General features: G+C 61.9%; 20 protein-coding genes. 12 read left to right on the top strand and 8 right to left on the bottom strand.

Features of this window, described 5'->3' with window-relative positions:
- Positions 1–803, top strand: an 803-nt coding sequence (locus LQT98_RS14340; protein WP_231463094.1) for a beta-lactamase family protein, incomplete at its 5' end; no start/stop codon positions are given.
- 64 nt (positions 804–867) lie between these two features.
- Here LQT98_RS14340 and iscX read toward each other — a convergent pair.
- The 8 genes from iscX to iscR form a co-directional block, all read right to left on the bottom strand.
- Positions 868–1,062 carry a Fe-S cluster assembly protein IscX gene (iscX, locus tag LQT98_RS14345; protein ID WP_231463097.1) on the bottom strand — a complete coding sequence of 65 codons (195 nt, stop codon included), beginning with the start codon at positions 1,060–1,062 and terminating at the stop codon, positions 868–870.
- A 143-nt stretch (positions 1,063–1,205) separates the two neighbouring features.
- Positions 1,206–1,547, bottom strand: coding sequence for an ISC system 2Fe-2S type ferredoxin (gene fdx, locus LQT98_RS14350; protein ID WP_048411942.1), 342 nt, complete (start codon positions 1,545–1,547; stop codon positions 1,206–1,208).
- 9 nt (positions 1,548–1,556) lie between these two features.
- Entirely contained in the window at positions 1,557–3,419 is a 1,863-nt protein-coding gene (hscA, locus tag LQT98_RS14355) for a Fe-S protein assembly chaperone HscA (protein WP_048411943.1), read from the bottom strand.
- Between the two features lie 95 nt (positions 3,420–3,514).
- A complete protein-coding gene (gene hscB / locus LQT98_RS14360; RefSeq protein ID WP_231463100.1) occupies positions 3,515–4,048 on the bottom strand; it encodes a Fe-S protein assembly co-chaperone HscB in 534 nt (177 codons plus the stop codon).
- 68 nt (positions 4,049–4,116) lie between these two features.
- Entirely contained in the window at positions 4,117–4,440 is a 324-nt protein-coding gene (gene iscA / locus LQT98_RS14365; RefSeq protein WP_048411945.1) for an iron-sulfur cluster assembly protein IscA, read from the bottom strand.
- A 17-nt stretch (positions 4,441–4,457) separates the two neighbouring features.
- Complete coding sequence (gene iscU, locus LQT98_RS14370; RefSeq protein WP_048411946.1) at positions 4,458–4,841, bottom strand: Fe-S cluster assembly scaffold IscU; 384 nt, start codon at positions 4,839–4,841, stop codon at positions 4,458–4,460.
- A gap of 61 nt (positions 4,842–4,902) precedes the next feature.
- Positions 4,903–6,120, bottom strand: coding sequence for an IscS subfamily cysteine desulfurase (locus tag LQT98_RS14375; RefSeq protein ID WP_048411947.1), 1,218 nt, complete (start codon positions 6,118–6,120; stop codon positions 4,903–4,905).
- Positions 6,121–6,150: 30 nt separating this feature from the next.
- Positions 6,151–6,639, bottom strand: coding sequence for a Fe-S cluster assembly transcriptional regulator IscR (gene iscR / locus LQT98_RS14380; protein ID WP_231463103.1), 489 nt, complete (start codon positions 6,637–6,639; stop codon positions 6,151–6,153).
- 551 nt (positions 6,640–7,190) lie between these two features.
- Here iscR and LQT98_RS14385 point away from each other — a divergent pair.
- From LQT98_RS14385 to LQT98_RS14435, 11 genes are all read left to right on the top strand, one after another.
- Entirely contained in the window at positions 7,191–8,312 is a 1,122-nt protein-coding gene (locus tag LQT98_RS14385) for a beta-ketoacyl-ACP synthase III (RefSeq protein WP_231463107.1), read from the top strand.
- A gap of 162 nt (positions 8,313–8,474) precedes the next feature.
- Positions 8,475–10,073: an ABC transporter substrate-binding protein gene (locus LQT98_RS14390; protein WP_231463110.1), complete on the top strand. Its 1,599-nt coding sequence runs from the start codon at positions 8,475–8,477 to the stop codon at positions 10,071–10,073.
- Between the two features lie 557 nt (positions 10,074–10,630).
- Positions 10,631–11,659: an ABC transporter permease subunit gene (locus LQT98_RS14395; protein ID WP_048411951.1), complete on the top strand. Its 1,029-nt coding sequence runs from the start codon at positions 10,631–10,633 to the stop codon at positions 11,657–11,659.
- Positions 11,660–11,678: 19 nt separating this feature from the next.
- A complete protein-coding gene (locus LQT98_RS14400) occupies positions 11,679–12,593 on the top strand; it encodes an ABC transporter permease subunit (RefSeq protein ID WP_048411952.1) in 915 nt (304 codons plus the stop codon).
- Between the two features lie 10 nt (positions 12,594–12,603).
- Positions 12,604–13,578: an ABC transporter ATP-binding protein gene (locus tag LQT98_RS14405; protein ID WP_048411953.1), complete on the top strand. Its 975-nt coding sequence runs from the start codon at positions 12,604–12,606 to the stop codon at positions 13,576–13,578.
- Positions 13,575–14,546 carry a peptide ABC transporter ATP-binding protein gene (locus tag LQT98_RS14410; RefSeq protein ID WP_048411954.1) on the top strand — a complete coding sequence of 324 codons (972 nt, stop codon included), beginning with the start codon at positions 13,575–13,577 and terminating at the stop codon, positions 14,544–14,546. The genes LQT98_RS14405 and LQT98_RS14410 overlap by 4 nt, the downstream gene beginning before the upstream one ends.
- A 179-nt stretch (positions 14,547–14,725) precedes the next feature.
- On the top strand, positions 14,726–15,250 hold the full coding sequence (coaD, locus tag LQT98_RS14415) for a pantetheine-phosphate adenylyltransferase (protein ID WP_048411955.1): 525 nt from the start codon (positions 14,726–14,728) through the stop codon (positions 15,248–15,250).
- A 94-nt stretch (positions 15,251–15,344) separates the two neighbouring features.
- Positions 15,345–16,289 (top strand): class I SAM-dependent methyltransferase, encoded by a 945-nt coding sequence (locus LQT98_RS14420; protein WP_231463113.1) that lies wholly within the window; start codon positions 15,345–15,347, stop codon positions 16,287–16,289.
- A 150-nt stretch (positions 16,290–16,439) separates the two neighbouring features.
- Positions 16,440–17,642 (top strand): sodium/glutamate symporter, encoded by a 1,203-nt coding sequence (gene gltS / locus LQT98_RS14425; protein ID WP_231463116.1) that lies wholly within the window; start codon positions 16,440–16,442, stop codon positions 17,640–17,642.
- A 139-nt stretch (positions 17,643–17,781) separates the two neighbouring features.
- On the top strand, positions 17,782–18,144 hold the full coding sequence (gene trxA, locus LQT98_RS14430) for a thioredoxin (RefSeq protein WP_048411958.1): 363 nt from the start codon (positions 17,782–17,784) through the stop codon (positions 18,142–18,144).
- A 108-nt stretch (positions 18,145–18,252) separates the two neighbouring features.
- Positions 18,253–18,798, top strand: coding sequence for a glutathione peroxidase (locus LQT98_RS14435; protein ID WP_231463119.1), 546 nt, complete (start codon positions 18,253–18,255; stop codon positions 18,796–18,798).
- Positions 18,799–19,020: the final 222 nt, after the last annotated feature.

Raw genomic sequence — 19,020 nt, forward strand, 5'->3', positions numbered from 1 at the left:
CCGTGGGCGCGGGCGCGCCGGGGCGGCAGACGCGGCTGGCGCTCGCTTCCGCCTCCAAGTGGATTTACGCCGCCTATGTGGCGCAGCGACGCCAGGGCCGCTTGAGCGAGTCCGATATCCGTTTGCTGAGTTTTCGCAGCGCCTATACCGGGCTGCGCGGCTGCGGCGCCTGGCAGACAGTGGCCAGCTGCATGAATAGCCGCATCAATGACTATGGGCGGCCGGATGCGGCGGGGGATGGCCGTTTCTTCTACAACGGCGGGCATATGCAGCGGCATGCGCTTGAAATGGGGCTGGGCGAGGATGGCAATGAGGCGCTGGCGGTTGAAGTCCGCAACGGCTTATCGGTGATGGGCGCCGACTGGGGCTTCGGCTATGCGCAGCCGCAGCCGGCAGGCGGCGGCGTGGGCAGCGCCGGCGATTATGCCCGTTTCCTGCAGGCCATCATCGCGGGGCGGCTTGCCATCCATGCCTTGCTGGGCGCGCACGCGGTATGCGCCAATCCACGCGCCTGCCCGCGGCAGGCGCTGCAGAGCCCGATACCGGAAAACGAGGTTTGGCATTATTCGATAGGCCACTGGGTGGAAGACGATCCCGGCAGCGGCGACGGCGCGTTCAGCAGTCCGGGCGCTTTCGGCTTCTATCCATGGATCAGCCGGGATAAAGCCCATTACGGCGTGCTGGCGCGCGAGGCGCACGCCGGCTGGCTGTCCCGTTCGGCGACGGACAAGCCCTATCTGCAATCGGCGGTTTGCGGTCGCGCCTTGCGCCAGGCCTGGAGCAGCGGCCAGGCGGTGCGTTAGGCGAACAAAAAGCCGCGTCCCGGGGGCGGCGGCTTTCCGTATCAGGCAAATGGTCTTGGCCTGTTTATTCCATTTCGTCGATCCAGGCTTGCTGTATCGCTTCCAGCACGCGTTCGCCGCCGCGGCTGTGATCATCGTCGAAGTCCGGCAGCGTGACCACCCAGTTGTGCAGATCGACGAAGCGCACGGTTTTGGGGTCGATCTCCGGGTGGGTTTCCGCCAGTTCGATGGCGATGTCCAGCACGTCGGTCCATTTCATCTTGTGTTTCTCCTGAGCCTGAATTGCTGTTTCTTGAGTTTGATTTTTCTTATCAAGCGGCGATGCCGCGAAGCCAAGCCGCAGACAGTGCTATGGCACGGCAAGGCGACGGCGACAAAGGCAGTGCGCTTGAGAAGGAAAACTCAATGGTGTTCGCGGGCGTGGTTGATGGTGTAACGGGGGATTTCTATCACCAAATCCTCTTCCGCGACAATCGCCTGGCAGGACAGCCGGGATTGGGCTTCCAGCCCCCAGGCCTTGTCCAGCAGGTCTTCTTCCAGCTCGTCGGCTTCGTTCAGGGAGTTGCCGCCCTCGCGCACGATGCAATGGCAGGTGGTGCAGGCACAGGACATCTCGCAGGCGTGTTCCAGTTCGATATCGTGGTCCAGCAAGACCTGGCAGATGCTTTGGCCAGCTTCGGCGTTGTCGATGACCGCGCCTTCAGGGCAGAGGTCGGCGTGGGGCAGTACGATGATTCGCGGCATGGCGGATCCTTACAAATCAGAAATATTGTGGCCTTTGAGCGCGCGCCGGATATTGCGATCCATGCGCCGCGAGGCGAATTCTTCGGAGGCGCGGTTTAGGCGGCCGCTGGCTTCATTGACATCGCGCGCGGTCTGGGCCGCGGCGATGGCGGCATCGACCACGGCCAGCGCCTGATCCAGCGTGGCGCGCTCATCGGCGTCCAGCAGATCGCCATCGGCCGCCAGCGCCGCGCGACAGGCCTCGCTGAGGCTGGTGGCGTCGACGATGGCCTCGCGCAGTTTTCGCGCCTCGATGTCTTCATGCACATGGCTCATGGACTCGGTCAGCATGCGGCTGATTTCCTCGTCGCTGAGGCCATAAGAGGGCTTGACCTCGATGCGGGCTTCCACGCCGGAGGTCTGCTCGCGGGCGGACACTTCCAGCAGGCCATCGGCGTCCACCTGGAAGGTGATGCGGATGCGCGCGGCGCCGGCCACCATCGGCGGAATGCCGCGCAAGGTGAACTGGGCCAGTGAGCGGCAATCGCTCACCAGTTCGCGCTCGCCTTGCAGCACGTGGATGGACATCGCGGTCTGGCCGTCCTTGAAGGTGGTGAAATCCTGGGCGCGCGCCACTGGAATGGTGCTGTTGCGTGGAATGATCTTCTCGGTCAGTCCGCCCATGGTTTCAATGCCCAGCGACAGCGGAATCACGTCCAGCAGCAGCCATTCCTCATCGCCCTTGTTGCCGGCCAACACATTGGCCTGGATCGCCGCGCCCAGCGCGACGACCTTGTCCGGGTCCAGATTGGTCAGCGGCGGCTGGCCGAAAAAGTCGCCGACGGCTTTTTGCACTTGCGGCATGCGGGTGGCGCCGCCCACCATCACCACGCCCTTGACGTCTTCCGGCGCGACATCGGCGTCGCGCAATGCCTTGCGCACCGGCAGCAGGGTCTTGTCCACCAGATTCTTGCTGATGCGGCGGAAGGTTTCCTGGTCCAGCGTCAGATCCAGCGTCAGCCCGTCGGACAGCAAGGCGGTGATCTGGGTTTCCGCGTGCTCGGTCAGCGCTTCCTTGGCCTCGCGGGCGCGGGTCAGCAGCAAGCGGGTGTCCTGGGCGCCAAGCCCGGAGAGGCCGGCTTGCTCCAGCACCCAGCAGTAGACGCGGTGATCGAAATCGTCGCCGCCCAGCGCGGAGTCGCCGCTGGTGGCCAGTACTTCGAACACGCCGCGGCTGAGCTTGAGAATCGATACGTCGAAGGTGCCGCCGCCCAGGTCGTAGACGATGTAAGTCCCTTCGCTGCCGTTGTCCAGCCCGTAGGCGATGGCGGCGGCGGTGGGTTCGTTCAATAGGCGGAGCACGTTCAGCCCGGCCAGGCGTGCGGCGTCCTTGGTGGCCTGGCGCTGGGCGTCGTCGAAATAGGCCGGCACCGTGATCACCGCGCCGGTCAGATCGCCGCCCAGGCTGGCTTCGGCGCGCTGCTTCAGCGTGCGCAGAATGTCGGCCGAGATCTCGACCGGGCTCTTGACCCCGCCGCGGGTGACCAACTGCAGCATGCCGGGGGCGTCGACGAAGCGGTAGGGCAGGTTGCCGGCATCGGGCAGGTCGGCCAGGCCGCGGCCCATGAAGCGTTTCACCGAGACGATGGTGTTGTGCGGGTCCTTGTTCTGCTCTTTCTGGGCTTCGTAGCCGACGCTGACATGACCTTCGTCGGCATAGCGCACCACCGAGGGCAAGAGGCTGCGGCCGTGCTCGTCCTTGAGCACGGAGGCGGAGCCGCTACGCACCGAGGCCACCAGCGAATTGGTGGTGCCCAGGTCTATCCCGACGGCGAGTCGGTGTTGGTGCGGAGCGGCGGAGAGTCCGGGTTCGGCGATTTGCAGTAAGGCCATATTCAGTTCAAGTCAGTAGGAGGTGAGCCGCTGGCAGCGGCAAGGTCCGGCGCGGCGCCGGCTCACGGGGAGCGGCGCGGGCGGCGGCCGTGGACTCAGCCGAGCAAGCCCTCGATCGCATCGCCGATTTCCTGGTCCAGCTTTTGCAAAAACCGCAATTTTCGCACCAGAAGCGCCGCCGCGTCCAAATCCGAGCGCTGATCCAGCGCTTGCTCGAGCTCGGCCTGATGTTCGCGGCTCTGGGCGCGCAGTTGGCGCGACAGCGTTTCCAGCGTCGCCAGATCGTCGGCATCGCGAGCGGCTTCGATGTTCTCGCGCCACTCCATCTGCGCCATCAGGAAGTCGGTGGGCATCTGGGTATTGGTGTCTTCCTGAGTGTCGACACCGGCGAGGGTCAGCAGATAACGGGCGCGGTTCAGCGGCGACTTCAGCGTTTGGTAGGCTTCATTCACCCGGGTCGCCTGCATCAGCGCGCTGCGCTTGTCGGCATCGCTGCCGCTGGCGTAGCGGTCGGGATGGACCTGGGCCGCCGCGGTGCGCCAGGCGTGTTCCAGCGCCTGGCTATCGATGGCGAAGCGGCGCGGCAGGTCGAACAGGGAGAAGAAGTCTTGGCTGAAGTCGGTGCTCATAGGGGAAGGCCGGAAAGCTTAGCGTGCAGTGGAGCGGGGCGCGCGTTGGCGCGTCCCGCCCATCGGGATCAGACGTTGAAGCTTTCGCCGCAACCGCATTCGTTCTTGACGTTGGGATTGTTGAACTGAAAACCCTCGTTCAAACCTTCCTTGGCGTAATCCAGCTCGGTGCCGTCGATATAGGCCAGACTCTTGGCATCGGTGAACACGGTGACGCCATGGCTTTCAAAGGTCACGTCGTCATCGCTGGCCGCGTCGACGAACTCCAGCTTATAGGCCATGCCGGAGCAGCCGGAGGTCTTGACGCCCAAGCGGATGCCCAGGCCCTTGCCGCGTTTGGCGATGAAGGCGCTGACGTGCGCGGCGGCGCGTTCGGAAAGCGTGATAGCCATGATGTGTCCCCGCTGAATTATTTGCCGTGCTTCTGCTTGTAGTCGTTGACCGCGGCCTTGATCGCGTCCTCGGCCAGGATGGAGCAGTGAATCTTCACCGGCGGCAGCGCCAGTTCCTCAGCGATGGCGGTGTTCTTGATGTCCAGCGCTTCGTCCAGCGATTTGCCCTTGACCCACTCGGTCACCAGCGAGGAAGAGGCGATGGCGGAACCGCAGCCATAAGTCTTGAACTTGGCGTCCTGAATCACGCCGTCCTCGCCCACCTTGATTTGCAGCTTCATCACATCGCCACAGGCCGGCGCGCCCACCATGCCGGTGCCCACGCTGTCGTCGCCTTTTTCGAAAGAGCCCACGTTGCGCGGGTTTTCGTAGTGATCCATTACCTTGTCGCTGTATGCCATGATTATCTCCTTCAGTGCCGCGCCGGCAAGGCCGGCTCGGCGCTGGATATTGCCGTCGCCCTTAGTGGGCGGCCCATTGAACCGAATTCAGATCCACGCCGTCCTTGAACATTTCCCACAACGGAGATAGTTCGCGCAGCTTGCCGATCTTTTGGTTTAGCAGATTCACCGCGAAGTCGATTTCTTCCTCGGTGGTGAAGCGGCCCAGCGTGAAGCGGATCGAGCTGTGCGCCATTTCGTCGTTGCGGCCCAGCGCGCGCAGCACGTAGGACGGCTCCAGCGAAGCCGAGGTACAAGCCGAACCGCTGGACACGGCCAGTTCCTTGATCGCCATGATCAGGCTTTCGCCCTCGACGAAGTTGAAGCTGACATTGAGGTTGTGCGGCACGCGTTGGTCGATGTCACCGTTGATGTAAACCTCTTCCATGTTCTTGATGCCGTTCCAGAGGCGGTCGCGCAGCATGCGGATGCGTTCGCGCTCGCTGTCCATCTCTTCGCGGGCGATGCGGAAGGCTTCGCCCATGCCGACGATCTGGTGAGTGGCCAGGGTGCCGGAGCGGAAGCCGCGCTCATGGCCGCCGCCGTGCATCTGCGCTTCCAGGCGCACGCGCGGCTTGCGGCGCACGTACAGGGCGCCGATGCCCTTGGGGCCGTATACCTTGTGGGCGGACAGGCTCAACAGGTCCACTTTCTGCTTTTCCATGTCGATGACCACCTTGCCCGGGGCCTGGGTGGCGTCGACGTGGAAGATCACGCCCTTGGCGCGGCAGATTTCGCCCAATTGCTCGATGTCCTGCACCACGCCGATTTCATTGTTGACGAACATCACCGAGGCGACGATGGTGTCCGGGCGAATCGCGGCCTTGAACTCTTCGATATCCAGCAGGCCGTCGTCCTTCACGCCGAGGTAGGTCACTTCGAAGCCCTGGCGTTCCAGCTCGCGCATGGTGTCCAGCACCGCCTTGTGCTCGGTCTTGACCGTGATCAGGTGCTTGCCCTTGCTCTTGTAGAAATGGGCCGCGCCCTTGATCGCCAGGTTGTCGGATTCGGTGGCGCCGGAGGTCCACACGATTTCCTTGGCATCGGCGTTGATCAGCTTGGCCACTTCAGCGCGCGCGTTCTCCACCGCTTCCTCCGCGTCCCAGCCGAAGCTGTGGCTGCGAGAGGCCGGGTTGCCGAATTGTTCGCACAGAAAGGGAATCATCTTGGCGGCAACGCGCGGGTCTACCGGCGTGGTGGCCGAGTAGTCGAGGTAGATAGGAAGCTTGAGCTGGCTCATTTATGTTCTCCACAGAAGAGGGGTCCGCGCCTACAGGGCGCCGGAGGCGGCAGAAGCGTGAAGCACGCTGCATTCGCGCTTATCCTGCAATACAGTGTTTTCTTTGCCGTCCTTGGCTTTTTGCTGCTCCACCAGGCTGGCGAGGCTGACCTTGGACAGGTAGTCAAAAATGGTGACGTTCAGATTGGTCCACAAATCGTGGGTCATGCAGCGCTGATTGCCGCGACAGTTCTCGCGGCCGCCGCACTGGGTGGCGTCCACCGGTTCGTCCACGGCCGTGATGATGTCGGCCACGGAAATATCTATTGTCGTTTTGGCCAGGGTATAGCCGCCGCCGGGGCCGCGTACGCTGTCCACCAGTTCGGCGCGGCGCAGTTTGCCGAATAATTGTTCCAGGTAGGAGAGCGAGATGCCTTGGCGCTCGCTGATGCCGGCCAGCGTGACCGGGCCGCCGCTTTCGCGCAAAGCCAGGTCCAGCATCGCGGTGACGGCAAAGCGGCCTTTAGTGGTTAAACGCATGTCTCTGGTCTCCAAGAGTGGGGTTTTGGAGGGATGAATTCCTGATGCAGACGATTATACCTAATATCCGACTGTTTTAGTCAAGTATTATTGACGCTGGTCAAGGCGGGCACCGCGGAGGCGCCGTCGCGCAAAGCCGATCATTTTACTCGGTTTTTGCTGATTGGGGTACTGGCTTGCGCTGCGGGAGCCGCTGCATATGGCCTTCTGGGACGGCGGCCGGACGCGCTCCATGGCGGCGAATCCGCCGCAACGGCGCTGGTGGCGGGGTTTGCGCTTTTATTACTTTCAGATGAAGGGCTTGGTGTAGAATCCGGCGACGGAATGGTTTGCCTATGGGCAGACCGCGACAGGGCGCGTTTTGCGGCCGCGGCAGCGCGGCCGGCGCAGCTGGAGTCGCCACATAATTATTACACTTAAGATTAAGCCGCTAACAAAGTCTCACCGCGCTCCTGTGACAAGGGGCGCCGACGCGAACAGTCGGCGCAACGCGGGATCCGAGATTTGCTTGGCGGTTCTTACCCGGCTTACGGGGGCTAAAAGGACAATTCATGCACAAGGTCGTCATCAGCGGAACCGGCTTGTTCACGCCGCCGCACGCGGTCAGCAATCAGGAACTGGTCACAACGTTCAACGCGTTCGTGCAGGCTCACAATCAGCAGCACGCGGCACGCATCGCCGCCGGTGAAATGGAAGCGCTGGCCGAATCCAGCGCCGAGTTCATCGAAAAGGCTTCCGGCATCAAGCAACGCTTTCTGATGGATAAGTCCGGAGTATTGGACCCGGCCAGAATGGCGCCGCATCTGCCGGAGCGCGGCAACGACGAGTTGTCGATTCAGGCGGAAATGGCGGTGGCCGCAGCGCGCCAGGCGCTGGAGCGGGCCGGCCGCAGCGCCGCCGACATCGATATGGTCATCGTCGCCTGCTCCAATATGCAGCGGCCGTATCCGGCGGTGTCGATCGAGGTGCAGCAGGCGCTGGGCATCGATGGCTACGCCTTCGACATGAATGTGGCCTGCTCGTCGGCCACCTTCGGCATTCAGACCGCGGTCAACGCCATCGCCAGCGGCCAGGCGCGCGCGGTGCTGATGGTGAACCCGGAAATCTGTTCCGCCCACCTGAATTTCCGCGACCGCGACAGCCACTTCATTTTTGGCGACGCCTGCACCGCGGTGGTGCTGGAGCGGGCCGATGCGGCCAGTTCGGCGCAGCGTTACGAGGTGTTGGGCAGCAAGCTGGCCACGGTGTTCTCCAATAACATCCGCAATAATTTCGGCTTCCTCAATCGTTGCGACGAGAGCGGCATCGGCCAAGCGGACAAACTGTTTGTACAGCAGGGCCGCAAGGTATTCAAGGAAGTGTGTCCGATGGTGGGCGAGCATATCGCCGCCCATCTGGACGGCCTGGGCATCGCGCCGGCCGAGGTGGCGCGTTTCTGGCTGCACCAGGCCAATCTGGCGATGAACCAGCTGATCGCCCGGCGCGTGCTCGGCCGCGAGGCCGGCGATGTCGAGGCGCCGGTGATCCTGGACCGCTATGCCAACACCAGTTCCGCCGGTTCGATCATCGCATTCCATCTGCATTCTGACGATCTGCGCAGCGGCGATGTCGGCGTCATCTCTTCTTTCGGCGCGGGCTATTCGGTGGGCAGTGTTGTGCTGAGGAAAATCTGATAAGTCGGTAAAAATAGTCCTAGCGCGAAGGGCGCTTGGCAGAAAAAAGCAGAGGACGCTTGTCAAAAGCGTCCTCTCTGCATAATGTATCCCCCCATGGCGGGCATTGAACCCACCGATAAAGCAAGACCTACGAGTCTGTACAAGGGAAAGGAAATAATTATGAAAACTGTCAAGAAAGCGCTGTTGGCAGCCGGCCTGATCGCGGGGGCCGCGATGTCGGCCCAGGCCGCCGGCACTCTGGTGTACTGCTCGGAAGGCAGCCCGGCCGGTTTCGATCCGGGTCAATACACTACCGGCACCGACTTCGACGCGTCCGCCGAAACCGTATTCAACCGCCTGGTGCAATTCCAGCGCGGCGGCACCAAGGTTGTGCCGGCGCTGGCCGAGAAATGGGACGTGGCCGCCGATGGCCTGAGCTACACCTTCCATCTGCGCAAGGGCGTGAAGTTCCAGACTACCGACTATTTCAAGCCCAGCCGCGAGTTCAACGCAGATGATGTGGTGTTCACCTTCAGCCGCATGATCGACAAGAACCACCCGTTCCGCAAAGCCTACCCAACCGAATTCCCGTATTTCACCGACATGGGCCTGGACACCAATATCGTCAAGGTCGAAAAGGTGGACGCCAATACCGTCAAGTTCACGCTGAAGAGCCTGGACGCGGCCTTCCTGCAAAACCTGGCGATGAGCTTCGCCTCGGTGCAGTCCGCCGAGTACGCCGACAAGCTGCTCAAGGCCGGCAAGCCGCAGCTGATCAATCAGCAGCCGGTGGGCACCGGTCCGTTCATCTTCAAGCGCTACCAGAAAGACGCGCAGATCCGCTTCGCCGCCAACAAGGATTACTGGAACAAGGCGGATGGCGCGAAAGTGGACAATCTGGTGTTCGCCATCACCACCGACGCCTCGGTGCGTTATCAAAAACTGAAGGCCGGCGAGTGTCAGATCACCGTCAATCCGCGGCCGACCGATATCGCGGCGATGAAGGCCGATTCCAAGCTGGCGGTGGTTGCCCAGCCGGGCTTCAACCTGGGCTACCTGGCCTACAACGTCAAGCACAAGCCGCTGGAAAAGCTGGAAGTGCGCCAGGCGCTGGATATGGCGATCAACAAGAAAGCCATCATCGATGCGGTATACCAAGGCGCCGGCCAGCCGGCCACCAACCCGATGCCGCCGACCCAATGGTCCTACAACAAGAGCCTGAAGGACGTGCCCTACGATGCCGCCAAGGCCAAGGCCTTGCTGGCCAAGGCCGGTTATCCCAACGGCTTCGAGCTGAGCCTGTGGGCGATGCCGGTGCAGCGTCCGTACAACCCCAACGCCAAGCTGATGGCGGAAATGGTACAGGCGGACTGGGCCAAGATCGGCGTCAAGGCCAAGATCACCTCCTACGAATGGGGCGAGTACATCAAGCGCGCCAAGGCGGGCGAGCATGATTCCATGCTGATCGGCTGGACTGGCGACAACGGCGACCCGGACAACTGGCTGGGCGTGCTGTTCGGCTGCGACGCGATGAACGGCAACAACTTCTCCAAGTGGTGCTACAAGCCGTTTGAGGACCTGATCCAGAAAGGCAAGCGCACTTCCAATGTGGCGGAGCGCACCAAGCTGTACATGAAGGCTCAGGAAATCGTCAAACAGCAAGTGCCGATGACCACGATCGCCCACTCCACCGTGAATCAGCCGATGCTGAAATCGGTGCAAGGCTTCAAGGTCAGCCCGTTTGGCCTGAACTCCTTCTACGGTGTCAGCGTCAAGTAAGCCGCCCCCTCATGCAAGCAGCGACATCGGGGGCTTAGCCCCCGATGTTTTGACTAAGTTCGGCGAATGGAACTCCTGATGCGGGCCTGTCCTGCCTGCCGCGTCGCGGCCGGCGTCGGCGCGTCTTGCCTCAGCGCAGAAACTGGGTTCTATTAGCCATTACAAGCCTTGGGTTTCCAGTCGCACGCAGAGGCGACGGGCCCGATGGCGGTGGAACGTCTACAGGGTGGTCTTCAGAGGGTAGTCAGTCACAGCGTGGAGAGGCTGTGCGTCCGGCTTGACCTGGGTCAAGCTCATCTGCGGCGACGGGTGCTATCTTGCACTTGCCGTAGCGGTGGCGCAGCTGATGTGGGTGGGTGGTTCAGTTGCATGCCATCGCTTCGGCGCTCTTCCTGCTGTTTTCCTTGCTTCTTCTCCGTTTATCCCCGGTAACGTCTCCCAAAACGCAATAGGGTCGTCGCGCGCCGTTGCATCGTCATGGCGTCGTCAGCCCTGGGTCTCAAAGTTGAGTATTGCGCCCAGTCGCCCATCGGGGCCGGCGCAAGGGAGAAGTTCTCATGTTTTCCTTTATTCTGCGAAGGCTGGGCCTGTTGGTGCCCACCTTCTTTGGCATCACGCTGCTGACTTTCGGCCTGATCCGCATGATCCCGGGGGATCCGGTCGAGGTGATGGTGGGCGAGCGCGCGCTCGACCCGCAAATGCACGCCGAGGCCCTGCACCGCCTCGGCCTGGACAAGCCGCTGTATGCTCAGTACCTTGATTACGTGGTCAATCTGCTGCATGGCGACCTGGGCGAATCGCTGGTCACCAAGACCGGGGTCTGGACCGAGTTCAAGACCCTGTTCCCGGCCACGCTGGAACTGGCCATCGCCGCGCTGATCTTCGCCACCGTGCTGGGCCTGCTGGCCGGCGTCATCGCCGCGATCAAGCGCGGCTCGCTGTTCGATCACGGCGTGATGGGCATCTCGCTCACCGGTTTTTCCATGCCCATCTTCTGGTGGGGCCTGATCCTGATCATGTTCTTCTCGGTCAAACTGGGCTGGACCCCGGTGTCCGGCCGCGTTGACCTGAGTTTCGACATCCATCCGCAAACCGGCTTCATGCTGATTGATTCCTGGCTGGCGGAAGCCGCCGATCCGGAAGCCAATGCCGGCGCCTTCAAGAACGCGCTGATGCACTTGATTCTGCCCGCTATCGTGCTGGGCACCATCCCGCTGGCGGTGATCGCGCGGATGACGCGCTCGTCGATGCTGGAAGTGCTGCGCGAGGACTATGTGCGCACCGCGCGCGCCAAGGGCTTGTCGCCGGCGCGGGTGATCTTCATCCATACCCTGCGCAACGCGCTGATCCCGGTGCTGACCGTGATCGGCCTGCAAGTGGGCACGCTGATGGGCGGCGCGGTCTTGACCGAAACCATCTTCTCCTGGCCGGGCATAGGCAAATGGCTGATCGACGCCATCAGCCGCCGCGATTATCCGGTGGTGCAGAACGGCATCCTGATGGTGGCCACGATGGTGATCGTCACCAACTTCGTCGTCGACATCCTGTACGGCATCGCCAATCCGCGCATCCGTCACGCCAAGTAACAGCCAGTAGGTGGATCTTATGACTCAGAATACGCAAGCCAACGCCGGCCAGGATCTGGCGCTGGCCTACCCCTCGCCGCTGAAGGAGTTCTGGCAGGGCTTTTCCCACAACAAGGGCGCGGTGGCCGGCCTGATCTTCATGCTGATCGTCACCACCTGTGCGCTGCTGGCGCCGCTGGTGGCGCCCTATAGCCCGATCGAGCAATACCGCGATCATCTGCTGACGCCGCCGGCCTGGGTGGATGGCGGCTCTATGCAATTCCTGTTCGGCACCGACGAATTGGGCCGCGACATCCTGTCGCGACTGATCCACGGCGCGCGGCTATCGCTGTTCATCGGCCTGTGCTCGGTGGTGATGGCCTTGCTGCCGGGCGTGGTGCTCGGCCTGTTGGCCGCCTTCTTTCCCAAGGCGCTGGGCAGCGCGATCATGCGCTTGATGGACATCATGATGGCCTTGCCCTCGCTGCTGCTGGCGGTGGCCATCATGGCCATTCTCGGGCCGGGTCTGATGAACGCGATGATAGCCATCGCCACCGTGGCCTTGCCCGCCTATGTGCGTTTGACCCGCGCATCGGCGATGACCGAGTTGAACCGCGACTATGTGACCGCCTCGCGCGTGGCCGGCGCCGGCCTGCCGCGGCTGATGTTCGTCACCGTGTTGCCCAACTGCATGGCGCCGCTGATCGTGCACGCGACCATGAGTTTCTCCTCGGCCATCCTGGAAATCGCCGCGCTGGGCTTCCTCGGCTTGGGCGTGCAGCCGCCGACCCCGGAATGGGGCACCATGCTGGCCTCGGCCCGCGATTACATAGAAAGCGCCTGGTGGGTGGTGACGCTGCCCGGCCTGACCATTCTGCTGTCGGTGCTCGCCATCAATCTGATGGGCGACGGACTGCGCGACGCGCTGGACCCGAAACTGAAGCGCGCCGCTTGAGGGGATAGACATGAGTTTGCTGCAAATCAAGAACCTCTCGGTGGAGTTTGGTTCGGAAAAGAATCCCTTCCGCGCGGTGGAAGGGCTGGACCTGACGGTGGACCAGGGCGAGATCGTCGGCATCGTCGGCGAATCCGGTTCCGGCAAGTCGGTCACCATGATGGCGATGATGGGGCTGCTGGAAGGCCAGGGCCGCATCGTTGCCGATGAACTGAGCTTCGACGGCAAGAACCTGCTGACCATTTCCGCGCGCGAGCGCCGCAAGATCGTCGGCAAGGACATCGCGATGATCTTCCAGGACCCGATGACCTCGCTGAATCCCAGCTACACCGTCGGCTACCAGATCATGGAAGTGCTGAAGCTGCATCAGGGCCTGCGCGGCGCGGCGTTGAAGCGGCGCGCGCTGGAACTGATGGAACTGGTGGAGATTCCGGCGCCGGCCTCGCGGCTGGACGCCTATCCGCACCAGTTGTCCGGCGGCATGAGTCAGCGCGTGGTGATCGCGATGGCCATCGCCTGTAATCCCAAGCTCTTGATCGCCGACGAGCCGACCACGGCCTTGGACGTGACCATCCAGGCCCAGATCATGGAACTGCTGGTGTCCTTGCAGAAGAGCCAGAACATGGCGCTGATCATGATCACTCACGATCTGGCGGTGGTGGCCGAGGTGGCGCACCGGCTGGCGGTGATGTACGCCGGCCAGGTGGCGGAGATGGGCGCGGTGCCCGGCGTGTTCAATCATCCGGCCCATCCGTATACCGAGGCGCTGCTGTCGTCGATTCCGGAGCACAGCAAAGGCGCGCATCGCCTCAACACCTTGCCCGGCATCGTGCCGGGACAGTACGACCGCCCCAGCGGCTGCCTGTTGTCGCCGCGTTGTCCCTATGTCAAGGACAACTGCCGGACCCAGCGTCCGGGATTGACCCCCGTGGAAGGCGGCGTCGTGCGCTGCCACTACCCATTGCCGGATCAGGAGGCGAAATGAGCACCGTACTGCAAGCGCGGGATCTGACCCGTTATTACGATGTGTCGCAGGGCTTTCTCAAGCCTTCGGCGCAAGTCAAGGCGCTCAATGGCGTTTCCTTCGAACTGCAGGCCGGCAAGACGCTGGCGGTGGTCGGCGAATCCGGTTGCGGCAAGAGCACGCTGGCGCGGCAGTTGACGCTGATCGAGGCGCCGACTTCCGGTTCGTTGTTATTGGATGGCCAGGACGCGGCAACCGCCGGCAAGGCCGAGCTGAAGGCGATGCGCACCAAGGTGCAGATGGTGTTCCAGAACCCCTACGCCTCGCTGAACCCGCGTCAGAAGATAGGCAGCCAGCTGGCCGAGCCCCTGCAGATCAATACCGCCTTGAGCGCCAGGGAGCGCGAGGAGAAAGTGCGCGGCATGATGCAGCGCGTCGGCCTGCGGCCGGAGCACTACTTCCGTTATCCGCACATGTTCTCCGGCGGCCAGCGCCAGCGCATCGCCATCGCCCGCGCGATGATGCTGAATCCCAGAATCGTGGTGGCCGATGAGCCGACCTCGGCGCTGGACGTGTCGATCCAGGCCCAGGTGCTCAATCTGTTCATGGATCTGCAGGACGAGTTCAAGACCGCCTATGTGTTCATTTCCCACAATCTGTCGGTGGTTGAACATGTGGCCGACGATCTGATGGTGATGTATCTGGGGCGCGCGGTGGAGGTGGGAGAAAAGAACCGCGTTTACGAGCGGCCGCTGCATCCGTATACCCAGGCGCTGCTGTCGGCGACGCCATCCATCCATCCGGAACAGCGCCGCATCAAGATCAAGATCGAGGGCGAATTGCCCAGCCCGCTGAAGCCGCCTAGCGGCTGCGCCTTCCACAAGCGCTGTCCGCATGCGCAGGAACGCTGCATGCAGGAGGTGCCGGAGTTGCGCGAGCTGGATCAGCGCATGATTGCCTGCCACCGGGCGGAAGAAATCAACGTCTGAGCCTATTGCCGCACAGCCAGCGGAGTCGCGTTAGCGGCTCCGCTTTTTTTTGGCGCGGCATTGTCGATAATCAGAGGAATGGACAGATTCTGCCGTGGATAGTCGCGACAGAGGCAAAACATTTTGCGCAACGCACAAAAATTGCTTTACCCACCCCCAACGACCACGATACATTCGCCATGGCACACACAGTCAAAGGAAAACGAGAATTGAAGCGAGCCGTGTATGCGGGCAGCTTTGACCCGGTGACCAATGGTCATCTCTGGATGATTCGCGAAGCGGTGGAACTGTTTGACGAATTGATCGTGGCGGTCGGAGTGAACCCGGAAAAACACTGTACCTTCAGCGTCGAGGAAAGGGTGGGCTTGCTGCGTTCGGTTACCGGCGGTTTCAGCAAGCTGCGCGTGGATGTGTTCGAGAACCAGTTTCTGGTCAACTATGCGCAGAGCATAGGCGCCAACTACATCATCCGCGGCATCCGCACCGCCAGCGACTATGAGTACGAGCGCACCATGCGCTATATCAACTCCGACCTGCACCCGGACATCACCACCATCTTCCTGCTGCCGCCGCGTGAATACGCCGAGGTGTCGTCGACGATGGTCAAGGGCCTGGTGGGACCGCGCGGCTGGGAAAGCGTGATTCGCCAGTACCTGCCGGAGCCGGTTTACCGCAAGCTGATCGAGATGTATTCGTCCGAATAGCCGCGGCTGTAATAGAATCGGATATCCGTCAGCGCGCCGCCAGCAGTCAGCGGCGCGTTTGTTTTTGTCATGCCACCGTTAAAATCGAGGACCCATGCTGGACGTCAGCCCATTCGCCAATCGCCTGGCCAAGAATTACAAGCACCACGCCAAATGGGCGCGCCGCCAGGGCTTGGATGCCTGGCGCGTCTACGACAAGGATGTGCCGCAGTTCCCGTTTGCGGTGGACCTGTACGGCGAGCGCGTTCATCTGCAGGAATACGATACCGGCTGGGAGATGGAAGATAATGCCTACCGCGACTGGATCAACGCGGTGGTGGACAGCCTGTGCGCAGTGACCGGCGTGGCGCCGGAAGCGGTGACGCTGAAGAACCGCCGTCGCCAGAAGGGCGTCAGCCAGTATGAGAAAGTGGGGCAGTTGGGCGACGACTTCATCATCGATGAATTCGGCCAGCGCTTCATCGTCAATCTGGACGCCTACCTGGACACTGGTCTGTTCCTGGACCACCGCAACACCCGCAAACGGGTGCGGGAAGAGGCCGCCGGCAAGCGCTTTCTCAATCTGTTCGCCTATACCGGCAGCTTCACCGTCTATGCCGCCTGCGGCGGCGCGGCCAGTTCGGAGACGGTGGATATGTCCAATACCTATCAGGATTGGTCGCGCCGCAACTTCGAACTCAACGGCCTGGACCTCGCCCGGCATCAACTGGTGCGCGCCGATGTGTTCCAGTACCTGGAAGACGCGGTGGATGGCGGCAAGCAGTTCGACCTGATCGTGATGGACCCGCCCACCTTTTCCAACTCCAAGAAGATGCGCGACATCCTGGATGTGCAGCGCGACCACGTCTGGCTGATCGATTACGCGATGGCGCTGTTGGCGCCGGGTGGCACCTTGTATTTTTCCAATAATCTGCGCAGCTTCAAGCTGGACGAGAGGTTGGCTGAAGACTACGTCATCCGCGACATCAGCGCGCAATCGGTGCCGGAAGACTTCCGCAACCGCTCCATTCACCAGTGTTGGCAGATTCAGCGCAGCTAGCGTTCCGAATCCTATATATAAGGCTTCGATTAATTAGAAGCCGAACTTTATCACCGGGTTTCCTATCGTATTGCAGGGCGCGACAAGATTTCGACGCATGCTAGTCTGAATCAAGCGCGTGCCTTCGCTCATCAATAATATGGAGACCCGATGATCCAACTCGATTTCTACGGCACCCTGGTGGCCGCGTCGCTGGTATTGCTGCTCGGGCGCAAACTGGTGGCGCATGTCGCTCTACTGCGCACCTATAATATCCCCGAGCCGGTGGTCGGCGGCCTGCTGATCGCCGCCTTGCTGCTGCTGTTCCGTCAATTCACCGGCAGCGAAGTCCGCTTCGATTCCTCGCTGCAAACTCCGTTGATGCTGGCCTTCTTCGCCTCCATCGGCCTTAACGCCAATCTGAAAAGCCTGCGTCAGGGCGGCAAGACCGTCGGCGTCTTCCTGGCGGTGGTGGTCGGCTTGCTGCTGGTGCAGAACACCCTGGGCATCGCCTTGGCCAGCCTGCTGGGCCTGGACCCGTTGATGGGCTTGCTGGCCGGCTCCATCACCTTGTCCGGCGGTCACGGCACTGGCGCCGCCTGGGGCGGCACCTTTACTTCCAAATACGGACTGGCCTCGGCGTCGGAACTGGCGCTGGCCTGCGCCACCTTCGGCCTGGTGCTGGGCGGCTTGATCGGCGGCCCGGTGGCGCGCTTCCTGGTCAAGAAAGTGAAGACGCCGGGCGCCGAGCACAACGCCGACGATCCGCCGCTGGCTTTCGAGCAGCCGGACGCACAGCGGCTGATCACGCCGCACTCCTTCATCGAAACCCTGGCGTTGATCGCCGTCTGCCTGCTGGGCGGCACTTTCATCGGCGGCCTGCTCAAGGGCACGCCGCTGGAACTGCCCACCTTCGTCTGCGTGTTGTTCGTTGGCGTGCTGATCAGCAATGGGCTGGCGGCACTGGGTTGGTACCAGATCTTCGAGCGTGAAGTGTCGGTGCTCGGCAATGTCAGCCTGTCGCTGTTCCTGGCGCTGGCGCTAATGTCGCTGCGCTTGTGGGATCTGGCGGCGTTGGCGCTGCCCATCTTCGTGTTGCTGCTGGCGCAGACCGTGGCGATGGCGATGTACGCGATCTTCATTACCTTCCGGGTGATGGGGCGCAATTACGACGCGGCGGTGCTGGCCGCCGGCCATTGCGGCTTCGGCCTGGGCGCCACGCCCACGGCCATCGCCAATATGCAGGCGGTGACCGAGCGTTTCGGCCCCTCGCATCTGGCCTTCCTGGTGGTGCCGATGGTGGGCGCCTTCTTCATCGACATCGTCAACGCCATCGTGATCAAGCTATACCTGGCCCTGCCTTTTATTGGCTGAGCTTGCGGAGCAAGGCTATCGCTATTGGCTGAATTGATAAATTCAACCGGGCGACAGCCTTGCAATGCCGTGGCTGCGTACCTATCTTTGCTGCAACAGCCCACCGTTGGCGGGCGCTCCGGACAGCGAAAGACATCCTATGGCTTACATCAACCTCAATGCCGACAACTTTAACGCCAATATGAAAGAGGAAGGCCTGGTCATCCTCGATTTCTGGGCGCCGTGGTGCGGCCCGTGCAAAATGTTCGGTCCCACCTTTGAAGCCGCATCGGAAAAACACGCCGACATCGTCTTCGGCAAGATCAATACCGAAGACGAACGCGACCTGGCTGCGCACTTCAATATCCGTTCCATCCCGACACTGATCGCGATCAAGGACGGCATCATGGTGTTCAACCAGGCCGGCGCGATGATGGCGGCGCAATTCGAGCAGTTGATCCAGGGGCTGCGCGAGCTGGACATGGACAAGGTACGGGCCGATATCGCCAGCCAGCAGGAATGACAGCAGCCGCCTGGCGGCGGAAGCGGCGACAATAGATAAGGCAATGCCCCAGGCATTGCCTTATTATCTTATGTGGCCATCAAGCATGGCGAAGCCGAGGAGGGCGAGATGAAAAAATTAGGCATACTCTTGATGTTTTGCGGCCAGGCGGCCATGGCGGCGTGTCCAGCCCTGCTGAACTACACCGTGCCGGGCCTGATGGGGGGCGAGATCAAGCTGTGCGAATATGCCGATCGCCCGCTGCTGGTCGTCAATACCGCCAGCCACTGCGGCTTCACCCCGCAGTTCAAGCAACTGCAAGCGCTGTACCAGAACTATGGCGCGCGCGGCCTGATGGTGGTGGGTTTTCCCAGCAATGACTTTTTCCAGGAATTGGACAGCAACAGCGAGATCGGCGCCTACTGTGAAGCCAATTACGGAGTGACCTTCCCGATGGCGAGCAAGGGGCATGTGCGCGGCAAGGACGCGCAGCCCTTCTTCAAGGCGCTGATCCAGGCCACTGACGACGCGCCGACCTGGAACTTCCACAAATACCTGATTCTGCCCGGCGCCAGCAAGGTTATCAGCATAGGAACGCGCACCAAGCCGGACGATCCCGAGGTGGTCAAGGCCTTCCTTCCCTTCCTGAAGCCGGAAGAGAGCGTGAAAAACTGAGGAAACGCGTATTTCAGGCACGGGCCGGAGTCTCTCTCCGGCCCGTTTTGCGAGCTGTTTCGCAGGTGTGATGGGGGTTTATTAAATACCTCTTATGGATATTCGTTGCCGTATCAAGGGCTTGGGGTGTGTGACCCGCTTTTGTTACGGTTTTTATCGCGAAAGGTGTTGACGGGTGTGGGGTCGTGACGTATAGTTCGGCTCCTCAGCAGACAACGCAGC

Source organism: Chromobacterium aquaticum, from assembly GCF_021129195.1.
GTDB lineage: Bacteria > Pseudomonadota > Gammaproteobacteria > Burkholderiales > Chromobacteriaceae > Chromobacterium > Chromobacterium aquaticum.